Origin of the sequence: Rhizobium sp. C104 (assembly GCF_022354505.1) — a bacterium.
Classification (GTDB): Bacteria; Pseudomonadota; Alphaproteobacteria; order Rhizobiales; family Rhizobiaceae; genus Rhizobium; species Rhizobium redzepovicii.
Genome location: NZ_CP092349.1, coordinates 88,430 through 108,833 on the forward strand (window position 1 = coordinate 88,430; position 20,404 = coordinate 108,833).

Genomic DNA, 20,404 nt, shown 5'->3' on the forward strand with positions numbered 1-20,404 from the left:
ATATGGAAATCGGCGGCTGCAGACACTATCTCTGGGCAAACAAGGAGACACCCAATGACCGAAGAACGTGCAGTGCTCGCCGGTGGCTGCTTCTGGGGCATGCAGGACCTCATCCGCCGCTACAAAGGCGTGATCTCGACCCGCGTCGGCTATACCGGCGGCGACGTGCCGAACGCCACCTACCGCAACCACGGAACCCATGCAGAGGCAATCGAGATCATCTTCGATCCAGCCAAGATCAGCTATCGCGAAATCCTCGAATTCTTCTTCCAGATCCATGACCCGAGCACGCGCAACCGCCAGGGCAATGACGTCGGCGCGAGCTACCGCTCGGCGATCTTCTACACCAGCCCCGAGCAGGAGAGCGTTGCAAAGGATACGATCGCCGATGTCGACGCATCCGGCCTCTGGCCCGGCAAGGTCGTCACCGAAGTCGTGCCGGTGAGCGATTTCTGGGAAGCAGAACCCGAGCACCAGGACTATCTGGAGCGGATCCCGAACGGCTATACCTGCCACTTCGTCCGGCCCGGCTGGAAGCTGCCGGCCCGCCAGAAGATCGCCTGACGCAACCATGCGTGCATGCCGGAAGCGACGCCGGCATGCACGGCACGTCCCGCCGGGTCAGAACCCAGTATGATCGGCCAATGACGCACCAACTGGTCGATGTCGTGAGCGTGAATTTCATGCCCCTCCGCCGGCAATCGCAGATTGCGGTCGGTCTTCATCTTGCCAAACTGATCCTAACATGCAACCTGTTTGCGTGACGGCTCCTCGGACTGCCCTGATCGAACAACGCAGAGTGAGTGTTATGGCGTTGGATCGTGCCGACTTTTACGATGCGGAATTGGCAAGACACAATCGGCACCTGCGGAATGCCGCCGGCGTGCGCTCGGATGATCGGGTGCTCGATATCGGCTGCGGCGCTGGGCAAACGACGCGTGAGGCCGCCCGCGCCGCAGCGCAAGGAGAAGCGGTCGGTGTGGACGTTTCGGCTGAAATGCTCGAGGTCGCAAGGCGGCGGAGTGCTTCGGAGGGTTTGCGAAATGTGGCTTTCGAGCAGGCAGACGCGCAGTCCCACATGTTCCCGCCGGCCAGTTTTGACCTCTGCATCAGCCGGTTCGGGGTGATGTTTTTTGCCAATCCGGCGGCGGCCTTTGCCAATATCGGCCGAGCGATGCGGCCGGGCGCGCGCCTTGTGTGGATGGTGTGGCAGAGCCGGGAGCGCAACGCATGGTCCGGCGCCATCCGGCAGGCCCTCGGGACCGAAACTGCCGTTTCCGCAGGTGCTCCCGATCCGTATTCGCTCGGCGATCCCGGCGTTGCCACGGAGCTACTGAGCACGGCCGGCTTTACCTCGATCGACTTTATCGACGTTCGGGAGCCGGTTTTCTATGGACCGGACGCCGATGCCGCATCCAATGCACTTGCCGGCCTCTATCTTGTGACGGACGCGCTCGCCCGCACGAACGAACAGCCTGACAGGCCATTGCAGCGGCTGCGCGATTTAATGGAGGCGCATATGACCCCGGAGGGCGTGCTGTTCGAACTCGCGGGCGTGGATCATCACCGCTCGCCGGGCGCCGGAGTAATGGAGAGGCGGACAGCGCGCGAATCTCACCGACGGCCAGCGCCATCCCCTCTCAATAGCGGGGGATATAGTCCAGGCCGCCATCGATCCGGGCGGGGCGCCCGTCCAGGAAAAGCTCGCCGATGCGCGGCGCCGAGCGGGCGACGACCTTGCCGCGCCGGATCACCGCCAGCCGGTTCGGCTTCAGCCGCAGCGCCTCCAGCGTATCGTTCGCCTGGAGGATGACGAGGTCGGCATTGCATCCCTTCTTCAGGCCGTAGCCTGCAATCCCCATCGTCCTCGCCGAATTGACGGTCAGCGCGTCGAAGATCCTCTTCTTGTCGTCGATGCCGGCCATCTGGGCGACATGGATCGCCATATGGCCGACCTCCAGCATGTCGCCCGATCCCATCGAATACCAGGGGTCCATGACGCAGTCGTGCCCGAAGGAAACATTGAGCCCAGCATCCATCAGCTCCCGCACGCGAGTCATGCCGCGGCGTTTCGGATAGGTGTCGTGCCGGCCCTGCAGCATGATGTTGATCAGCGGATTGGGGATGACGTTGATCTCGGCCTCCGCCATCAGCGGAATGAGCTTGGAGACATAATAATTGTCCATCGAATGCATCGAGGTCAGATGCGACCCGGCGACCCGCCCTTTCAGCCCGAAACGAATGGTTTCAGCAGCCAGCGTCTCGATATGGCGCGAGTGGGGATCATCGGTTTCGTCGCAATGCATGTCGACCGGCAGGCCGCGATCGGCAGCGATGCGGCAGAGCGCCTCGACCGACGCCGTGCCTTCGCCCATCGTTCGTTCGAAGTGGGGAATGCCGCCAACGATGTCGACGCCCATGTCGAGAGCGCGGTTTAGGGTGTCGATCGCGCCGGGCGAGCGGTAATAGCCATCCTGAGGAAAAGCGACCAATTGCAGGTCGATATAGGGAGCGATCTTTTCGCGAACCTCGATCATCGCCTCGACGGTCACCAGCCTGGGATCGCTGGTGTCGACGTGGCTGCGAATGAAGAGCAGCCCGTGGGTGACAGCCAAGTCGCAATAGCGCAACGCACGATCGACCAGCTCTTCTTTTGTCACGATCGGGCGCAGCTCGCCCCAGAGCGCGATCCCTTCAAGCAGCGTGCCCGAGATATTCATGCGCGGTAAGCCGAGGGACAGGGTGGCATCCATATGGAAATGCGGATCGACGAAGGGCGGACTGACCAGCCGACCGGTCGCGTCGATCTCTTCACCCGCCTGCGCCTGGAGATTGCGCTCAAGAGCGATGATCTTGCCGCCCTGGATGCCGATATCGATACTCTCTGAGCCATCGGGGAGATTTGCATTTTTGACGATCAGATCGAACATCGGAACCTCGTTGGATGTGAGCGGTTTCAGCGTTCGCCGCGTCGATAGGGCCGCATCAGCGCCTGCGGAACGCGGGCGCGGCGGGCCATGACGGCAAGGGCGGCGATGGACAGGATATAGGGGGTCATCAGAAAGAGCTGATAGGGTACAAGCCCGCTCAGCGCGGTTTGCAGACGAAGTTGAAAGGCGTCGAAAAAGGCAAAGAGCAGGGCGCCGAAAAGCGCGCGGCCGGGGCGCCAGGAGGCGAACACGACGAGTGCGATGCAGATCCAGCCGCGTCCCTGCACCATGGTCGGGAAGAAACTGTTGAACGCCGACAATGTCAGGAATGACCCGCCCATTCCCATCAACGCGCTTCCAGCGATCACCGTGCAGTAGCGCACCTTCATCGGATCGACGCCCTGGGCTTCCGCCGCGTGCGGATTTTCGCCGGTCATGCGGATCGCAAGCCCCACTGGTGTGCGGAAGATAATGTAGGCCATCAGCAGCGCGATGGCGATCGCAAGATAGGTCGGCGCCGTCTGGGTGAAGAAGGCCGGCCCGATGAAAGGCAAGGTCGAAAGACCGGGAAGGGCGATCGGCTGGAAGGGCACAATGGTGGGTGGGGTATTGGCAAGCGGCACGATCAGCCGGAAGACATAATAGCTGAAGCTGGAGGCAAAGAGCGTCACGCCGAGACCGGAGACATGCTGGGAGAGGCCGAGCGTCACCGTCAGGCCCGCATGCAGCAGGCCGAAGACGCCGCCGGCGATGGCGGCGATCAGCAGGCCGGTCCAGAGATCGGCGCCGTGATAGACGGAAAGCCAGCCGATCATGGCGCCGAAGGTCATGATGCCCTCGATGCCGAGATTGAGCACGCCGGCCCGTTCGCAGAGCAAGGCGCCGAGCGTGCCGAAAATGAGCGGCGTGGCGATCCGCAGGATTGCAGCCCAGAGCCCTGATGAAGCGATGATGTCGAAGAGCTGCATCATCGCCGGATCCTGTATTGGGTGATGAACAAGGCAATCAGCATCGTCAAAAGCGACAGCGCCACCGTGACGTCGGCGATATAGGTGGGGATGCCGAGGCCGCGGCTCATACCATCCGCGCCCACGAACATGGTGGCGGTGAAAATGGCGGCGAAGACGACGCCGAGCGGATTGAGGTTGGCGAGCATGGCGACAACAATACCCGCATAGCCGAAGCCGGGCGACAGATCGGTCGTCACATAACCCTTGACGCCCATGACCTCGATCGCCCCCGCCAACCCTGCAAGCCCGCCCGAAAGGCAGGCGACCTTCACCAGCGTTCTGCCGAGTGGAACGCCGGCGAAGATCGCGCCGCCGGGATTGAGGCCCGCGGCGCGTGACTGCATGCCGAACACGGTGCGGGACTGGATGAAATGAACGATGATGGCCAGCGCGATCGCGATCGCAAAACCGATATGCAGGCGCGAGCGGGCGATCAGCTTCGGCAGCATGGCGTGATCGCTAACGGATTGCGACTGCGGCCAGCCGAAGGCGAGCGGGTCCTTGAGAACGCCGTCGATCAGCATCGAGACGAACAGCACGGCGATGAAATTCAGGAGCAGGCTGGTGACGACCTCATCGACCGAGAAGCGCAGTCGGAGCCAGAGCGGGATCAGGATCAGCACCATGCCGGCAATGGCGCCGATCAGCAGCAGCAGCGGAATGAGAATGGGGCCGGGAAGGTTGCCGAGCAGCTTCGAACTCGCCGCCGCAACAGCGATGGCGCCGAGATAAAACTGGCCTTCGGCGCCGATATTCCAGAGCCGCGCCCGGAAGGCGACGGCGGCGGCAAGCCCCGTCAGCATCAGCGGCGTTGCCCGCGTCAGCGTTTCGGTAGCCGAAAGCCGGGATCCGAAAGCGCCGATCAGGATGCGCCAATAGGCATCGAGAACCGGCGCGCCGGCAATTGATATCAGGATACCCGCCAGCGCCAGCGCTGCGATGACCGCGACGACAGGCGTGACGATCAGCAGGTAAAGCGGGCGGTGTTCGCGGCGCTCAAATCGCATGATCGGCCTCTGGGCTTTCCTGCCATTCGCCAGCCATCATCAGTCCCAGCCTGCGGGCATCCGCACCGTCGGCTTCGACGGGCGGTGACAGGCGGCCACCGACGATTGCCTGTATGCGATCGGCAAGCGCGATCACCTCGTCGAGATCCTCCGAGATCAGCAGCACGGCGGTACCCTGCCGGCGGGCTTCGAGCAGGCGTGCGTGCACGGCTGCCACGGCCCCTTCATCGAGACCGCGCGCCGGCTGCGACGCGATCAGGATGCGCGGCCGCCGATGCAGGTTGCGGCCGAGAATGAGTTTTTGCATATTGCCGCCTGAGAGCAGCCGGGTACGGATGGCCGGGCCGCCGCCGCGGACATCGAAGCCGTCGATAATCTCCTTCGCGAACGCCATGCCCGCCTTGCGGTTGACGAGGCCACGGCGAGAAAAGGCCGGTGAGATGATGCGTTCCAGCACGACGTTTTCCCAGATCGCCATTTCGCCGATCACGCCCTCCTCGTTGCGATCCTCGGGAATGCGGCCGATGCCGGCTTCGACGACATCGGCAACGCCGAGATTGCCGATGGCTTCCCCGAACAGCAGAAGGTCGCCGGCACTCCGCGAGAGCGTGCCGGAGAGAAGATGCGCCAATGCCGCCTGGCCATTGCCGGAAACGCCGATAATGCCGAGGATCTCGCCCTGGTACAGGCGGAAGCTGATCGATTTCAGCCGATCGACGCCGCCGATGCGCACCGTCACATCGGCCGCTTCGAGGGCAACGGCACCAGGTGTCGACGGCTCGCGCACGGGCCGCGTCACACGGCGCCCGACCATCAGTTCAGCGAGTTCCGCCTTGCTGGTTTCCGACACCTTGCGTTCGGCGACCATCTTGCCGCCGCGCAGGACGACGATGCGATCGGCGGCCGCCATGACCTCGTCGAGCTTGTGGGAGATGAAGATCAGCGACAGGCCCTGGCGAGCCATTTCCTTCAGCGTCGTGAACAGCCGTTCGGCCTCGATATTGGTCAAAACCGCCGTCGGCTCGTCGAGGATGAGGATCCGGGCATCGTTATAGAGCGCCTTGAGGATTTCGACCCGCTGCTGCTCACCAACCGACAAGTCGCCAAGGCGGGCATCCGGATCGACCTTAAGGCCGAAGCGCTCGGAAATTGCCAAGAGCTTTGTCCGCGCCGCTGATGTCCTTGAGCGCCAGGACCACAGTCTTTCCGTGCCGGTCATGACATTTTCAAGGACGGTCAGATTGGGCGCCAGCGAAAAATGCTGATGTACCATGCCGACGCCGGCGCGGATCGCCGCGCGCGGCTTGCCCTGCGGCACCTCCGTGCCCTCGATCAGGATTCGGCCGGCATCCGGCATGTAGTGGCCGAAAAGGATGCTCATCAGCGTGGTCTTGCCCGCACCGTTCTCGCCGAGAAGGGCGACGACCTCACCCCCGGCAAGCGTCATGGAAATATCGTCATTGGCAAGATTGGCGCCGAAGCGCTTGCTGACGCCGATAATCTCCAGCACGGGCCCGGTCATGACGGCAGCCCTGCAACGGGAAAGCGGTGGCGCCACCGCCCCTCGGTCTCCAGACGTGCGGCAAGTGACAGGAGCCGCGGCTCGTGGCCCATCGGCGCCATGATCTGCACCGGCAGCGGCATGCCGTGCTCATCCTGTCCGAAAGGCAGTGTCAAAGCAGGAAAACCCGAAATATTGGCGAGGCAGGCAAGCGGCGCAAATGCCGTCATCCGCTCGAGATGCAGATCCGTGTCGGCATGATCGGACGGAAAGGAGCCGATCGCAAGAGGCGCAGACGAAAGCATCGGCATGAGGATGCAATCGACCCTGTCGAATAGCGCCCAGAGCTTATGGCTCACGAGGACGGCATCGTTCAGCGTGTTCCAGAGCGATGTCGCCGACAGCGCCCGTCCGCGCGCCGCGAAAGCCTGCGTCAGTCGCTCGGCTCTGCTTTCATCAAGCGCCGCCGCCTCGATGAGCGCCGCAAGGTTGACGGAGACGATATCGGCGAAGGCGCGGCCGCTTGAAGTGACACTCCATGCGAACTCGGTCCAGCTCAGCGGAACGATGACGTGCCCGTCGCTCTCAAGGGCACGAGCCGCAGCCTCGACAGTTGCAAGCCGATCACCCTCGGTCGGATAGGCCGCTCCGGTATCGGTCAACAGGCCGATCCGCAAACGCTCGTTGTCGATATCGACAGGGGCGGGATCCGCAAAGGGACCTCGTGAATTGCCGCTCAGCTCGTCGAAAATCAGCGCCGTATCCCGCACCGAACGGCAAACCGCGAGTTCGCTCGCAATGCCGGCGAGGTGATTGCCGAAAGATGGCCCGCCCGGGATGGCGCCGCGCGTCGGCTTCATTCCAACAAGGCCACAGCAGGCAGCGGGCACACGAATCGAACCGCCGGCATCGGTGGCATGCGCAATCACGACGATCCCGGCGGCAACCGCTGCCGCCGCACCGCCCGAGGAACCGCCCGCGGTGCGGGCCGGATCGAGCGGATTGCGGCAGATCGGCCCGACTGCTGGTTCGCTCGCAAGCGACAGTCCGAATTCCGGGCTGGTCGTCAGGCCGAACAGACAGAAGCCGGCCTCGCGGAAAAGGGAAGCGAGATCGGAATCCGCTTCGCCGCCCCTTCTTTCGAAGAGACGGGAGCCGGCCGTCACCGGCAACCCAGCGAAGGGGCCGCCAAGATCCTTCGCCAAGATCGGCACGCCGGCAAACGGCCTGTTGGAAAAGCGTTCGGGCTCGCTCCGCCGCTCCCGGTCGCGACCGTTTGCCGAGGCGAGACCCATGGCGGCATCGAGATAGGCAATCGCGCCGAGAGGCTCCTGCCGCTGAGCTTCGGCAAGAGAAGCATGCATCGCCTCTGTAGCGCTCAGGCTGACATGCCTGAGCGCTACCGCCAGATCCGTCGCATCACCCTGCATGAGCCGATTACTTCGGCTCGTCCACCATCTTCGGAACTTCGAAGGTGCCGGCCTTGATCTCCGCCCGTTTGGCCTCCATCGCAGCCTCTGCGTCGGCGGGCGCCACACCCTTGACGAAGACGATATCGCTGCCGCCTTCCTTCATCAGGCCGTAAGACGTGTAGTTTCTGCCGACCGGCTTTCCGGCAGCGACATCGGCAATCGCGGCATTCAGGATCGGGCGGAAGTACCACATGGCGTTGGCGAATACTGTATCCGGGTAGCGCGGCGTATAGTCGATCAGCGAGCCGACCGACTTGATGCCGCGCTCCCTGGCGGCATCGGCAGTGCCGATGCGCTCGCCGAACAGGATGTCGGCGCCGGCGTCGATCTGGGCAAGACCAGCTTCCCGCGCCTTCGGCGGATCGAAGAAGGTGCCGATGAACGAGACCAGGTGCTTGGCGTCCGGATTGACGGCCTTGACGCCGGCCGCAAACGCATTGATCAGCATGTTGACCTCGGGGATCGGAATGGCGCCGACGGAACCGACGACATTGGACTTGGTCATTTTGCCCGCGAGCATGCCGGCAAGATAGGCGCCGTCATGGTTCCAGGTGCCGAAGACGCCGAAATTGTCGCCAGCCTGCTCGCCGCTCGACCCGAGCACGAAGGCTGTATCGGGATAATCGGCCGCGACCTGCCGAGCTTCTTCTCCACCGCATAGGCCTCGCCGATAATCAGCTTGTTGCCCTGTTCGGCATATTCGCGCATGGCGCGGGGATAATCGGTGCCGGAGACGCCTTCGGAGAAGACATATTCGATGACGCCTTCCTTGGCCGCGTCCTGCAGGGCCTTGTGCAAACAGGAGTTCCAGGCATTTTCGACCGGCGATGCATGGATGCCCGCAACCTTCAGCGGCGCGGCAGCTCTCGCCAGCGGGACAAAGCCGCTGACGCCAAGCGCAATGCCTGACGCGATCACTGTCCGGCGTGAAATAAGGATGTCTTTGGTCATTGACTGCTCCCCTTTTTTTACCGTTTGGTTCAAAAATCATAGGTAGCGCCCAAAAATGTGTCAAGCGCCAAATGGGCTTAAAAATCAGGCTGTTCGATCCATCGCCCCGGATCCTTCAGCCGTTTTTCCGAACTCGTATCGCGTCGGGATTCGGCCGAATGAACGCGGCCTGGCGCGAGCGGGACCTCGCGCGGAATTTAGAGTGCGGGACGGCTTGGCGCGACGACATCGGCAGGATATGCAAGGAGATCGGGTTTGGGGAAATGAAAATGGGGGAAGAAGAGGCCGCCTCACGGCGACCGATTGCGAGCCGGTCGTCGCGCTGGGCGATCGGCATGAGCGCATGGCTCGCGCGCACCGGCGTCACGCCGAACGGTATTTCGCTGCTGTCGATCCTCTTTGCCGGCATCGGCGCGGCGCTGATCCTGCTCACAACGCACCCAATCGCTATGATCGGCGCCGCGATCTCTGTGCAGCTGCGGCTCGTCTGCAACCTGCTCGACGGCATGGTCGCAATCGAAGGCGGCAAGAAAACCAGGAGCGGGCCGATCTATAACGAATTCCCCGACCGGATCGCCGACAGTCTGCTGCTCGTCGCCGCCGGTTATGCCTGCGGTTTTGCCTGGCTTGGCTGGCTTGCTGCGCTGCTCGCCGCACTCACCGCCTATATCAGGGTCTTCGGAGGATCGGTCGGCCTTGCCCAGGACTTCAGCGGCATCATGGCCAAGCAGCGCCGCATGGCGGTGCTGACGGCCGGCCTCGTTGCCCAGAGTGTGGAGACACTGGTCTTCGCCAGCCATCGATCGCTGATCCTAACCTCCGCCATCATCGCGGCCGGCAGCCTCGTCACCTGCGTCACGCGCACGATAACGCTTGCCCGTTCGCTGGAGAGACCATGATTCCTCTTATTCGTCGTCTTCTGGTGCTGTTCGTCCGTATCGTGGTCGGCGCCCGAAGCGAGTGGCGGGGCTGTGCGCCCGACACGCGCCGCCGCATCTATTTCGCCAATCACAACAGCCATGTCGATACCGTCGCCGTCATGGCCGCCCTGCCGTATCCGGTGCGGCGGCTGACCCATCCGGTGGCGGCGCGCGACTATTGGGGAACCAGCGCCTTTCGCCGTTTTATCGCCGAGAAAGGCCTGCGCGCCGTCCTGATCGACCGCAAGCCTCTGCCGGACAGCAACCCGCTGGAGCCCCTCGAGCGCCTGCTCGAAGAGGGGCGTTCGATCCTGATTTTTCCCGAAGGCACGAGAAGCGCCACTGAAGAGATCGCCCCGTTCCGCAGCGGCATCTATCGCCTGGCCTGCCGCTTTCCCGATGTCGACCTCATACCGATCCATCTCGACAATCTGCAGCGCATCCTGCCGAAAGGAAGCATGCTGATCGTCCCGATCACCTGCACCGCGCGTTTCGGCAAGCCGCTGCGCGTCGAACCCGGCGAGGAAAAGAATGCCTTCCTGGCCCGCGCCCGGGCCGCGGTCATCGAGCTCGCAGACGGGGGGCCTGTCAGATGACCAGCCTGTTTTCCCTGGTACTTGCCGCCATCCTCGCCCTGCTTGCCGCCGCCTCGGCCATCGGCTTCATCCTGCAAAGGCGCGCGACCGAGCCCGGCTCCGTCGCCACCGTCCACAACCTCAACGCCCGTATCCGCTCCTGGTGGATCATGGTCGCCATATTCGGCGGCGCGATCCTGCTCGGCGATACGGCGGTGGTCATCCTGTTCGCGTTCCTCTCCTTCATGGCGCTTCGTGAATTCTGGACGTTGACGCCGTCGCGGCGCGGCGACCACCTGGCATTGTTCCTCTCCTTCTTCGTCGTCCTGCCGGTGCACTATGTGCTGCTCGGAACGCTATGGTACGGCCTCTTTGCGATCTTCATCCCCGTATATGCCTTCCTGATCCTGCCGGCGGTGGCGACCCTGACGGGCGATGTCAACGAATTCCTGGCGCGCAGCGCCAGGGTGCAATGGGGCCTGATGCTGACGGTCTATTCGATCAGCCACGCGCCGGCGCTGCTGATGCTGCAGACCGACACACCGTCGGCACTTCTTCTCGTCTATCTTGTCATCGTCGTGCAGCTCAGTGACGTCTTCCAGTATGTCTGGGGCAAGCTTCTCGGAAAGCACCGCTTCTCGCCGAACATCAGCCCGTCGAAAACGCTGGAAGGCCTGATCGGCGGCGGCGCCTCGGCGATCCTTGTCGGAACGCTGCTCTATCGCCTGACGCCGTTCTCGCCGCTGCAGGCCGCGGCCGTCAGCACCGTCATCGTCGTCGCCGGCTTCTTCGGCGGCTTCGTGCTCTCGGCCATCAAGCGCGATCTCAATGCCAAGGACTGGGGCTATGTGATCGAGGGCCATGGCGGCGTGCTCGACCGCTTGGATTCCATCACCTTCGCAGCGCCGCTGTTCTTCCACATCGTCCGCTATTGGTTCACCACCTGAGAATTCGGCCGATCTAAAACCGGTCGATCTCCTCGAGGCTCTCGAGCAGCCGGCGCTGAACATCCCGCTCCTGCTTGCCGATGGCCGCCATCAGCTTGCCCATCGTTCCCCGCAGGCCGTGCAATTCGTCGACCAGCTCCATGACGATATCGACGCCGGCTTCGTTGACACCCATGTTTCCCATGAGGTCCAGGATCAGCCTGGCGCGTGCAACGTCGGCGTCGCGAAATTGCCTCCGGCCGTCTGATGTCTCCGGGATCAGCCAACCCTGTTCGATCCAGAGGTCAAGCTGGATGACGTCGATTTTCAAGTAAAGACGGAATTCGAGATCATCCATGATCAAGCCTCCATGTTCTTTCTCGGATCGTAGGAGTTTGCCGTTGCCCATTCCTTCATCAAGGCCGTCAGCCGTTCATCCGGGGCGTCGGGCAGCACAATCTTCAGCGAAATGTAGACGTCGCCGTGTTCGCCGCCACGTTTTGCAACACCTTTGCCCTTGAGACGCAGGACCTTGCCGCTGTTCGAATAAGGCGGGAGCGTCAAATTGACTGGTCCGGAAGGGGTCGGCACACGGACTTTGCCGCCGAGCACGGCCTCGCTGAGGGAGATCGGTAGTTCCAGGCGGATATCGTCGCCGTCTCGCGTGAAGAAACGGTGTGGGGTCACACGGATTTCGATCAGGGCATCACCTGTCGGCCCGCCTCCAATGCCCGGCTCGCCCTTGCCGCGCAGCCGCAAGGTCTGGCCGTCGCGCGTCCCCGGCGGGATCTGTACGTCCAGCGCCGGACCGTTCGGCATCTTGACCTCCGTCCTGGTGCCGTTGACCGCCTCGAGAAAGTCGACCTCCATGGAGAATTGCCGGTCACGGCCACGACCACGGGTCTGGCCGCCGCCGGCACGACGTGAAAAGAAGCTGGCGAAAATATCGTCGGCATCGCTGAAATCCGCAAAGCCGGCGCTGTTGTGGTAGGGATCGCCCGGCCCGCTCTTTGAGGCATAGTCGCGGTAATAATTGCGCTGCGCCCGCTCGGCGCCTGTTATATCGATCTCGCCGCGATCGAAGCGTCCGCGTTTTTCCTCGTCGCTCAAGATCTCGTAGGCGGTTGAAATTTCCTTGAACCGTTCCTCGGCCTTTTTGTCGCCGGGGTTGAGGTCGGGGTGAAGTTTCTTGGCGAGCTTGCGGAACGCGCTTTGAATATCCTTTTGCGTCGCATCCCGTTTTACGCCCAGAAGCTCATATGGATCCTGGCTCATGCATATCTCCGGTCAGGCAGCGAATACTGCTGGTTGGCTTGGGGATGATATAGGTTGTCGGGCCGCCGCCGGGGAGGGGAGGCCGGTCGCTCCGATCGACTTCGTCAATCCGCAGCGGAACTAAAACAACGTCGCGTCTTCCACTTGAGGCGCCGAGCCTTCATGCGCGGGATCGGGTCGCCGGTCGATGAGAACCGAGCACCCGGCGTGGCGCACGACCTTGTCGACGATCGAGGAGAAGACGTAGTCGGTGATATCCGTCACATGGGATGAAAGCAGGATGAGATCGGCCGACTTCTCCCTTGCAACGGAAACGAGCACGGAGGCGGCGACGCCGATACGAACCTCGATCGTTGCCGGAACTCCCATCTCTTTACAAAGCGATGCAAGCTTCTTTTCGGCGTCGACGATCGCGGTCGTTTCGAATTCTTCGGGAAGCTCCGTCAGGTGACGGTGGGGGATACCCTCGATGACGTGCACGACGACGAGGCTCCCGCCTTTATCCACCAGCGCAGCAGCCCGACGCAAAAGGCGGCTTGCCGTTTCCCTGGAACCCATGCCGATGCCGCAGATGATCGTCCGATACATTGAAATCCATATCCTCGAATGCGAATGATAACACCGATCATACCGGTGTCGACCATTCCGACATTGACGAATATCAAGAAAAAGTGCCGCAACGGCAGCGCGCATGAAACGGCCAACTGCTTGTGAACGAACCTCCGGCTGTATCGTCGCAGTTGACGGCACGGTCTCCAGCAACATTTCTAACCCGGTGTCGTCACTGATTGAGGTTCACATGCCGAATTTTGCGATTATCGGATCGGGTGCGATGGGAAGTGCCGTCGCCAAACGGCTGATCGACCACGGCGCTACGGTGCTGACCTATCTCGAGGGGAGGAGCGAGCAGACGATTGTGCGGGCAAAGGCAGCCGGCATGGTGCCGGTCGGCCACCAGGAGCTGACGAAGGCTGAGTTGATCCTGTCGATCGTCCCGCCGGCGCAGGCGATCAAGGTCGCCGGACTCGTCGCGGACATAGCGTCGGAGATGCAGGCGCCGCCTCCCTTCATCGACCTCAACGCGATTGCGCCGAAAACGATGCAGGCTTTGGCGGCACGCTTCGAAGGCAGCGGCATCGAGGTGCTTGACGGAGCGATCATCGGCGGGCCGCCGGTCCCCGGCAAATCAGGTCCGACCATCTATATCAGCGGCGATACCGCGGAGCGGAGCCGGCTGCTCGAGGATTGCGGCCTCAGGATCCGCAGGCTCGACGGACCGCTCGGCGCCGCCTCGGCCCTGAAAATGTGTTATGCCGGCATCAACAAGGGATTTACCGGCCTCGGCACCGCCATGCTGCTTGCCGCATCGCGCTCGGGTGCTGCCGAAAGCCTGAAAGCCGAACTCTCCGACAGCCTTCCGGACGTCGATCGCAAGCTGTCGAGATCCATTCCCGACATGTACCCGAAGGCCTATCGATGGGTCGCCGAAATGCAGGAGATTGCCGATTTCCTTGGAGACGATGATCCGGCGGCGACCATCTTCCGCGGCATGGCGGACCTCTTTGCCAGGATGGCTGGCGACGTGGAGGGCAGCCGCGTGCTCGTCGGACGGCTGGACGAGATCATCGCTTCCTCGGGAACCGAAAACTGATCGCAATGGTCAAGCAATAGTCGCAGCAACCGAATATGAGAGATGGAGCCATGGGCTTTCCAACACTCTGACGATTGTGTGAACCTTCTCCGACACCTCTGACAAAACCTCATCGCCTCTGCTATGTCAGGAAAAATGCGGCGGCCCCAACCGGCGCCGCGCTCTGTCCGATCAATGCCAGGAGTTTGAAAGATGAGCGGTTCTCCCGATTATACACCCCCGAAGGTCTGGACCTGGAACAAGGCGAATGGCGGCCAATTCGCCAGTATCAACCGCCCGATCGCAGGGCCGACGCATGACAAGGAGCTTCCGGTCGGCCGCCATCCGCTGCAGCTCTATTCGCTCGGCACCCCGAACGGCCAGAAGGTCACTATCATGCTCGAGGAACTGCTGGCGCTTGGCCATGAAGGTGCGGAGTATGACGCCTGGCTGATCAAGATCGGCGATGGCGACCAGTTCGGCAGCGGCTTCGTCGCGGTCAATCCCAATTCCAAGATACCGGCGCTGATGGACCGTAGCGGGCCAAAGCCGATCCGTGTCTTCGAATCGGGCGCCATCTTGACCTATCTCGCGGAAAAGTTCGGCGCCTTCCTGCCGACTGAACCGGCCGCCCGCGCCGAATGCCTGTCATGGCTGTTCTGGCAGATGGGAAGCGCCCCCTATCTCGGCGGCGGCTTTGGCCATTTCTACGCCTATGCGCCGACGAAGATCGAATATGCGATCGACCGATTTGCAATGGAGGTGAAGCGTCAGCTCGACGTGCTCGATCGTCGCCTTGCCGAAAGCGAGTATCTGGCAGGCAGCGATTATACGATCGCCGATATTGCCGTCTGGCCCTGGTATGGCGGGTTGGTGAAGGGCTGGACCTACGGTGCAGCCGAGTTTCTGCAGGTGGAAGAGTATAAGAACGTGCTGCGCTGGGCAGACAGCATCTACAGCAGGCCGGCCGTGCAACGCGGCCGGATGGTCAACCGCCTCTCCGGTGAGCCCTCGAGCCAGTTGCACGAGCGCCACGACGCCAGCGACTTCGACACCAGGACGCAGGACAAGCTCGCTGCCGCCGAGTAAGCAAGCGGCCCCAGCCACGTGTCGCAGCAACAAATTATGTTCCGCCGCCTTTACGGCGGCGGAACATCTGCATGCTGTCAGAACTCAGTTCTTGACCGTATCTTCCAGGAAGAACCGGCCGAGCGGGTTCTGGTAGAAGTTCTCGATATTCTTGCGTGAGACGTTGATATAGGGGCTGTAATAGAGGTCGATCCAGTTGACGTCGTCCTTGGCCATCTTCTGCAGATCGACATACATCTGTTCGCGCTTCTTCGGATCGAGCTCGAGACGCGCCTTGGCAACCAGTTCCTTCACCGCCTCGCTCTTGTAATTGGTCGAGTAGTTGTTGTTGGAATCGTGGCCGAGGACGAAGGTGGTCTTCTGGTCCGGATCGAGAATGTCGTTGGTCCAGTAGTTGACCGAGATATCGTAGTCGCCGGCAACCGTCATGTCCCATTCCTGGCTCGGATCGACTTTCTGCAGGTTGGCGGTGATGCCCGCCTTCTGCAGTTGCTGCTGGACCAGCACGGCCGTCTGCTCATCGACTTCGTCGCCGGCGCGCACCAAATAATTCAGCGTCAGGTCCGAGGCGCCGGCAGCCGCCAACAGCTCCTTTGCCTTTTCTGGATCATAAGGTCGCTGCAGATTGTCGGCATAATAATAGAGTGCGCCCTTCGGAATGTAGGAGTTGGCGACCGTGCCCTGGCCGAAGGTAACGGTATCGACGATCGCCTTCTTGTCGATCGCGAGATCAAGCGCCTGGCGGACTTCCTTCTTGCCGAGCGCGCCATGCGCATGGTTGATCAGCAGATGATCCTCGCGGGTCGAAGCGTCGATATCGACGTTGAGGTTGGGGTCCTTCTTCAACTCCTCGACGCGGGAGAAGGGCACGAAGATCGCCGTATCCAGCTCACCGGCCTGGACGTTCAGCATGCGGGTATTGTCGTCAGGCACCGAGATCCACTCGACACCGTCGAGCTTCACCCGGTCCGCCTGCCAGAAATTCGGGTTCTTCTTGAGAATGACGCGGTCGCCGCGCCGCCATTCCTCGACCACGAAGGCGCCGGATGCGATCGGCTTTTCGCCATAGGCGTCGGGACCACGCGATTCCATGCCCTTCTTGGAGATGACGGAGGCATTCGGCAGTGCCAGAGTCGAAAGGAACGGCGCGGACGGGTTCTTGAGCTTGATCGTCAGCGTATGGGCGTCGGTTGCGACCGCCGTGTCGATCACCTTGTAGGAATCGCTCCAGAGCGAGGCCGCGTCATCGCGGATGCGCAGCAGGCTGTAGGCCGCGTCCTCCGCCGTCAGCGGCGAACCGTCGGAAAATTTCGCGTCGCGGATCTTGAACGTGTAGGTCAGCCCGTCATCCGAGGTGGTCCAGCTTTCGGCAAGGCCCGGCTCCAGTTTCGTGCCTGTCTTGTCGACGCGGATCAGCACGTCGTAGACGTTGGAGAACACCCAGTTGTCGATGTTCTGCGCTGTTTTGATCGGATCGAATGTCGTCGAATCCTCGCGGCGGCCGATGGTGAGTACACCGGCGGCCTCGGCATAGCTTGCGCTGAGCGTCAGACCGGCGAGCAAGGCTGCAAGCCCGATTGATTTCCACCTGTTTGTCATGAGTTCGTTCCCTTCGTTGTTATGGCATGCGTTTGATTGATTGAATCGGCATCGAATGGGGATCGTCCTTGCCGTCGGCGTCTTGAAGCAGCCGCTTGTCAGGATCGATGTCGGGAATGGCGGCGATCAGCGCCGCCGTATAGGGGTGTTTCGGCCGCGCGAAGACTTCTTCTGAGCGACCTTCCTCGACGATCTCGCCGCGATACATCACGACGACGCGTTCGCAGAGATTGCGGACGATTGCGAGATCATGGGCAATGAAGATCAGCGTGAGGTTCATCTTCGCCGTGAGCTCGCGGAAGAGCTCGATGATCTGCGCCTGGATGGTGACGTCGAGGGCCGCCACGCATTCGTCGGCGATGATCAGCTTCGGATCGACGGCGAGGGCTCGGGCAATGCCGGCACGCTGGCACTGGCCGCCGCTCATGCTGCGCGGTTTGCGGCCGGCGAATTCGCGTTCGAGGCCGACGAGATCGAGCAGTTCGCCGATCCGCGCCTGGATATCGCTCCTGGCGACCTTGCCCTGCACCTTCAGCACTTCGGCCAGCATCTGCCCGATCGTCAGCCTCGGATTGAGCGCATTGTATGGGTCCTGGAACACCATCGCCGTCTCGCGCCTGAGTTTTGCCAGGCCAGCACTTTTCTGCTGGGCCAGATCGACGCCGTCGAAGGTGACGTGACCGGACGAAATCCGTGTGAGACCGAGCACAGCACGGGCAAGCGTGCTCTTGCCGCTGCCGGATTCACCGACAATGCCGACCGTCTCGCCGGGCATGATCTGCAGGCTGACGCCGGCAACGGCGCTGACATTTCTGGCACCGCCCTTGAACAGGCTGCCGCCGGTTTTGAAGCGCACGTGGAGATCGTCGATTTCAAGCAATGGCCTCACCGGCTGGCCGGCTTCGGCAATGTCCGGCCGCGGCGCTGATATCTCGCCCGGCAGGGAAGGGTGGCTGTTGATCAGGTTGATCGTATAGGGGTGCTGCGGCAGCGCCAGGATCGCCCGCTTCGGCCCCTCCTCGATGAGCTTGCCGCCGCGCAGCACGGCGATGCGGTCGCAGGTCTGGGCGACGATGCCGAGATCGTGGGTGATCAGAATGATCGACAGCCCGCGCCGGTCGCGAATCTCCATCAGCAGCCGCAGGATCTGCGCCTGGATGGTCACGTCGAGCGCCGTGGTCGGCTCGTCGGCGATCAGGATCTTCGGATTGCAGGACAGCGCCACGCCGATCATCGCCCGCTGCCGCATGCCACCGGAAAATTCGTGCGGGTAGCTGTCATATTGGCGCACGGGATCGGGAAAACCGACCTGCGCCAGGATTTCCGTCGCTGCGGTGCGGGCCTCGCGGGCACCGAGGCCCTGGTGATAGCGGATGCCCTCCGCGATCTGATCGCCGATCCGCATCACCGGGTCGAGATGGCTGGTCGGGTTCTGGAAGATCATGCCGATCTCGCCGCCGCGCACTTTCAGCATCTCGCCATCGTCGATCCGCATGAGGTCGCGCCCTTCGAGCAGGACGCTACCGCTTTCGATCTTCAGCAGCAAGGAGGGCAGCAGGCGCACCAGGGAACGGCAGAACAGGCTCTTGCCCGAGCCGCTTTCGCCGACGAGGCCGAGAATCTCACCCTTGCCGAGGTCGAGCGAGACCGCATCGAGCAGCGTGCGCGGGCCGGAATCTACATGCGCCCTGACTGTGAGATCGCGAACGGATAGCACCGAGCCGCTCATTCATGCACCCCCAGCAGTTCGCCGAGGGCATCGCCCAGCATGCTGAAGCCGAAGGCGAGGCAGACGATGGAGAGGCCAGGAAACAAAGTGATCCACCATGCCGTGGTGATGAAGCTCTGTCCTTCGGCGACCATGACGCCCCATTCGGCAATCGGCGGCTGGACGCCGAGGCCGAGATAGCTGACGGCAGCGCCGCTGAGCAGCACCAGCGTCGCATCGGACATCGAAAATACGATCGAGCCGGCGATCGCGTTCGGCAGCAGGTGGCGGAACATGATCCGTGGGCGGCTGAAGCCGAGGCTGACAGCGGCAACGGCATAGTCGCTGCCCTTCAGCACCAGCATCTGCGCCCGGATCAGCCGCGCATAGGAGACCCAGCCGACCAGCGCCATGGCGATATAGAAACTGCCAAGACCCGGGCCGAGGATGGCGATGATCGACAGCATCAGCACGAGGAAGGGGAAGGCGAGGATGATATCGACAAGACGCATGAACAGCGCATCGACGATGCCGCCGAAGAAGCCGGCGATCGTGCCCACGATCGTGCCGATCAGGAACGGGAAGATGACGCCGATCAGCGCCATCTGCAGGTCGAGGCGCGCGCCCCAGATAACGCGGGAGAGAATATCGCGGCCAAAATTGTCGGTGCCGAAGGGATGCAACAATGAAGGCGCCTGCAGGCGCACCTCGGCATTCTGCATGATCGGGTCGTAAGGCGCGACGAGGGGCGCACCGATCGCCAGCAGGACGAAGAACAGCAGCAGGCCGGCACTGAGCACAAGCATCGGCCGCCGGCCGAAGAACCGGCGCCAGCCGAGGGAGGCGGGGGCGACCGCCTCGATGCTCATAGCTTCACCCTCGGATCGACGGCGACAGTGACGATGTCGGCGATGAAATTGATAAGCACAGTGGCGCAGGCAAAGACCATGGCGACGCCTTGAACCACCATGTAGTCGCGTGAGAAGATCGCCCTGACGAGCAGCTGTCCCATGCCGGGCAGCGCAAAGACGCTCTCGACTACCACAGTGCCGCCGATCAGCCAGCCGATGTTGACGGCAAGCAGATTAATCGTCGGCACCAGCGAATTCGGCAGCACATGCCGCCAGAAGACGATGCCTTCGGGCATGCCGCGGGCGCGCGCCGCGGTCGCCACATCCGATTTCAGCTGCTCGATCATTGCCGCCCGCAGGCTGCGCGTCAGCACGGTCGAGAGCGACAGCGCAACCGTCAGGCTCGGCAGCACCAGATGCGACAGCTTTTCGCCGATCGTCGCGCCATAGCCCGAGACCGGCAGGATACCGAGATCAACGCTGAACAGGATGATCAGCATCAGCCCCAGCCAGAAGGGCGGAAATCCGATGCCGAAGGTCGAGATGATGCGCACCGCATGATCCGGAGCCCGGCCGGCATTGCGTGCGGCGATTGCCGACATCGGCACTGCGATCAGGACCGAAAGCACGACGCTGGAGACGACGAGCGCGAGCGTCGGCTCGACGCGGGTGACGATCAGCTTCAGCACGTCGATCTTGTAGAGGATCGACTTGCCCATTTCGCCATTGGCAAGATTCTTGAGGAAATAGACATATTGCAGCCACATCGGCTGGTCGAGACCGTACTGGGCGCGGATGCTGGCGAGAGCCGCCGGCGTCGCGCGCGTGCCAAGAATGTTGCGCGCCGGATCGCCGGGAATCAGCCGAACCAGAATGAAAGTGATGACGCTAATGCCGAAGATGACGGGCAGAAACTGCAGCGGTCGCGTCAGAACGAATTTATAGCGATGCATGACGGCG

General features: G+C 62.4%; 18 protein-coding genes and 2 pseudogenes. 7 read left to right on the top strand and 13 right to left on the bottom strand.

The genetic code is table 11. The features are described 5' to 3' along the window. The first annotated feature begins 54 nt into the window (after positions 1-54). Positions 55-564 carry a peptide-methionine (S)-S-oxide reductase MsrA gene (msrA, locus tag MF410_RS23735; RefSeq protein WP_097627911.1) on the top strand — a complete coding sequence of 170 codons (510 nt, stop codon included), beginning with the start codon at positions 55-57 and terminating at the stop codon, positions 562-564. A gap of 244 nt (positions 565-808) precedes the next feature. After that, positions 809-1,589, top strand: a pseudogene (locus MF410_RS23740) (class I SAM-dependent methyltransferase). A gap of 51 nt (positions 1,590-1,640) precedes the next feature. Here MF410_RS23740 and MF410_RS23745 read toward each other — a convergent pair. From MF410_RS23745 to MF410_RS23770, 6 genes and pseudogenes are all read right to left on the bottom strand, one after another. Continuing rightward, the gene (locus tag MF410_RS23745; protein ID WP_097627913.1) at positions 1,641-2,930 is read right to left on the bottom strand and encodes an amidohydrolase family protein; all 1,290 of its coding nucleotides are present in this window, start codon (positions 2,928-2,930) and stop codon (positions 1,641-1,643) included. A 26-nt stretch (positions 2,931-2,956) separates the two neighbouring features. Further along, entirely contained in the window at positions 2,957-3,901 is a 945-nt protein-coding gene (locus MF410_RS23750; protein ID WP_097627914.1) for an ABC transporter permease, read from the bottom strand. Beyond that, positions 3,898-4,947: an ABC transporter permease gene (locus MF410_RS23755; protein WP_097627915.1), complete on the bottom strand. Its 1,050-nt coding sequence runs from the start codon at positions 4,945-4,947 to the stop codon at positions 3,898-3,900. The genes MF410_RS23750 and MF410_RS23755 overlap by 4 nt, the downstream gene beginning before the upstream one ends. Further along, a complete protein-coding gene (locus tag MF410_RS23760) occupies positions 4,937-6,469 on the bottom strand; it encodes an ABC transporter ATP-binding protein (RefSeq protein WP_097627916.1) in 1,533 nt (510 codons plus the stop codon). Before MF410_RS23760 ends, MF410_RS23755 begins: the two co-directional genes overlap by 11 nt. After that, complete coding sequence (locus tag MF410_RS23765; RefSeq protein WP_239620482.1) at positions 6,466-7,878, bottom strand: amidase; 1,413 nt, start codon at positions 7,876-7,878, stop codon at positions 6,466-6,468. The genes MF410_RS23760 and MF410_RS23765 overlap by 4 nt, the downstream gene beginning before the upstream one ends. Before the next feature lie 7 nt (positions 7,879-7,885). Then, positions 7,886-8,871: pseudogene (locus MF410_RS23770) on the bottom strand (BMP family protein). A gap of 269 nt (positions 8,872-9,140) precedes the next feature. Between MF410_RS23770 and MF410_RS23775 the strand changes: the two are divergent. Genes MF410_RS23775 through MF410_RS23785 form a run of 3 tightly spaced genes read left to right on the top strand, consistent with a single transcriptional unit; the run spans position 9,141 to position 11,313 of the window. Beyond that, on the top strand, positions 9,141-9,770 hold the full coding sequence (locus MF410_RS23775) for a CDP-alcohol phosphatidyltransferase family protein (RefSeq protein WP_097627919.1): 630 nt from the start codon (positions 9,141-9,143) through the stop codon (positions 9,768-9,770). Then, the gene (locus tag MF410_RS23780; RefSeq protein ID WP_097627920.1) at positions 9,767-10,387 is read left to right on the top strand and encodes a lysophospholipid acyltransferase family protein; all 621 of its coding nucleotides are present in this window, start codon (positions 9,767-9,769) and stop codon (positions 10,385-10,387) included. The genes MF410_RS23775 and MF410_RS23780 overlap by 4 nt, the downstream gene beginning before the upstream one ends. Further along, the gene (locus MF410_RS23785) at positions 10,384-11,313 is read left to right on the top strand and encodes a phosphatidate cytidylyltransferase (protein WP_097627921.1); all 930 of its coding nucleotides are present in this window, start codon (positions 10,384-10,386) and stop codon (positions 11,311-11,313) included. Before MF410_RS23780 ends, MF410_RS23785 begins: the two co-directional genes overlap by 4 nt. A gap of 13 nt (positions 11,314-11,326) precedes the next feature. Here MF410_RS23785 and MF410_RS23790 read toward each other — a convergent pair whose 3' ends face one another. The 3 genes from MF410_RS23790 to MF410_RS23800 all read right to left on the bottom strand — a co-directional run bounded on the left by MF410_RS23790 (position 11,327) and on the right by MF410_RS23800 (position 13,155). Then, the gene (locus tag MF410_RS23790) at positions 11,327-11,650 is read right to left on the bottom strand and encodes a chaperone modulator CbpM (protein WP_097627922.1); all 324 of its coding nucleotides are present in this window, start codon (positions 11,648-11,650) and stop codon (positions 11,327-11,329) included. 2 nt (positions 11,651-11,652) lie between these two features. Beyond that, on the bottom strand, positions 11,653-12,567 hold the full coding sequence (locus MF410_RS23795; RefSeq protein ID WP_097627923.1) for a J domain-containing protein: 915 nt from the start codon (positions 12,565-12,567) through the stop codon (positions 11,653-11,655). Between the two features lie 120 nt (positions 12,568-12,687). Then, positions 12,688-13,155 (bottom strand): universal stress protein, encoded by a 468-nt coding sequence (locus tag MF410_RS23800; RefSeq protein WP_097627924.1) that lies wholly within the window; start codon positions 13,153-13,155, stop codon positions 12,688-12,690. Between the two features lie 211 nt (positions 13,156-13,366). Between MF410_RS23800 and MF410_RS23805 the strand changes: the two genes are divergently transcribed. After that, positions 13,367-14,218 (top strand): NAD(P)-dependent oxidoreductase, encoded by an 852-nt coding sequence (locus tag MF410_RS23805; protein ID WP_097627925.1) that lies wholly within the window; start codon positions 13,367-13,369, stop codon positions 14,216-14,218. A 192-nt stretch (positions 14,219-14,410) separates the two neighbouring features. Then, positions 14,411-15,286 carry a glutathione-dependent disulfide-bond oxidoreductase gene (gene yghU / locus MF410_RS23810; RefSeq protein WP_097627926.1) on the top strand — a complete coding sequence of 292 codons (876 nt, stop codon included), beginning with the start codon at positions 14,411-14,413 and terminating at the stop codon, positions 15,284-15,286. Positions 15,287-15,370: 84 nt separating this feature from the next. Here yghU and MF410_RS23815 read toward each other — a convergent pair whose 3' ends face one another. From MF410_RS23815 to MF410_RS23830, 4 genes are read right to left on the bottom strand one after another with little or no spacing between them, the layout of a single operon-like run. Next, positions 15,371-16,885 (bottom strand): ABC transporter substrate-binding protein, encoded by a 1,515-nt coding sequence (locus MF410_RS23815; RefSeq protein WP_239620483.1) that lies wholly within the window; start codon positions 16,883-16,885, stop codon positions 15,371-15,373. A 19-nt stretch (positions 16,886-16,904) separates the two neighbouring features. Beyond that, positions 16,905-18,614 carry an ABC transporter ATP-binding protein gene (locus MF410_RS23820; RefSeq protein ID WP_097627928.1) on the bottom strand — a complete coding sequence of 570 codons (1,710 nt, stop codon included), beginning with the start codon at positions 18,612-18,614 and terminating at the stop codon, positions 16,905-16,907. After that, a complete protein-coding gene (locus MF410_RS23825; RefSeq protein WP_097627929.1) occupies positions 18,611-19,462 on the bottom strand; it encodes an ABC transporter permease in 852 nt (283 codons plus the stop codon). Before MF410_RS23825 ends, MF410_RS23820 begins: the two co-directional genes overlap by 4 nt. Further along, positions 19,459-20,397: an ABC transporter permease gene (locus MF410_RS23830; RefSeq protein ID WP_097627930.1), complete on the bottom strand. Its 939-nt coding sequence runs from the start codon at positions 20,395-20,397 to the stop codon at positions 19,459-19,461. The genes MF410_RS23825 and MF410_RS23830 overlap by 4 nt, the downstream gene beginning before the upstream one ends. Positions 20,398-20,404: the final 7 nt, after the last annotated feature.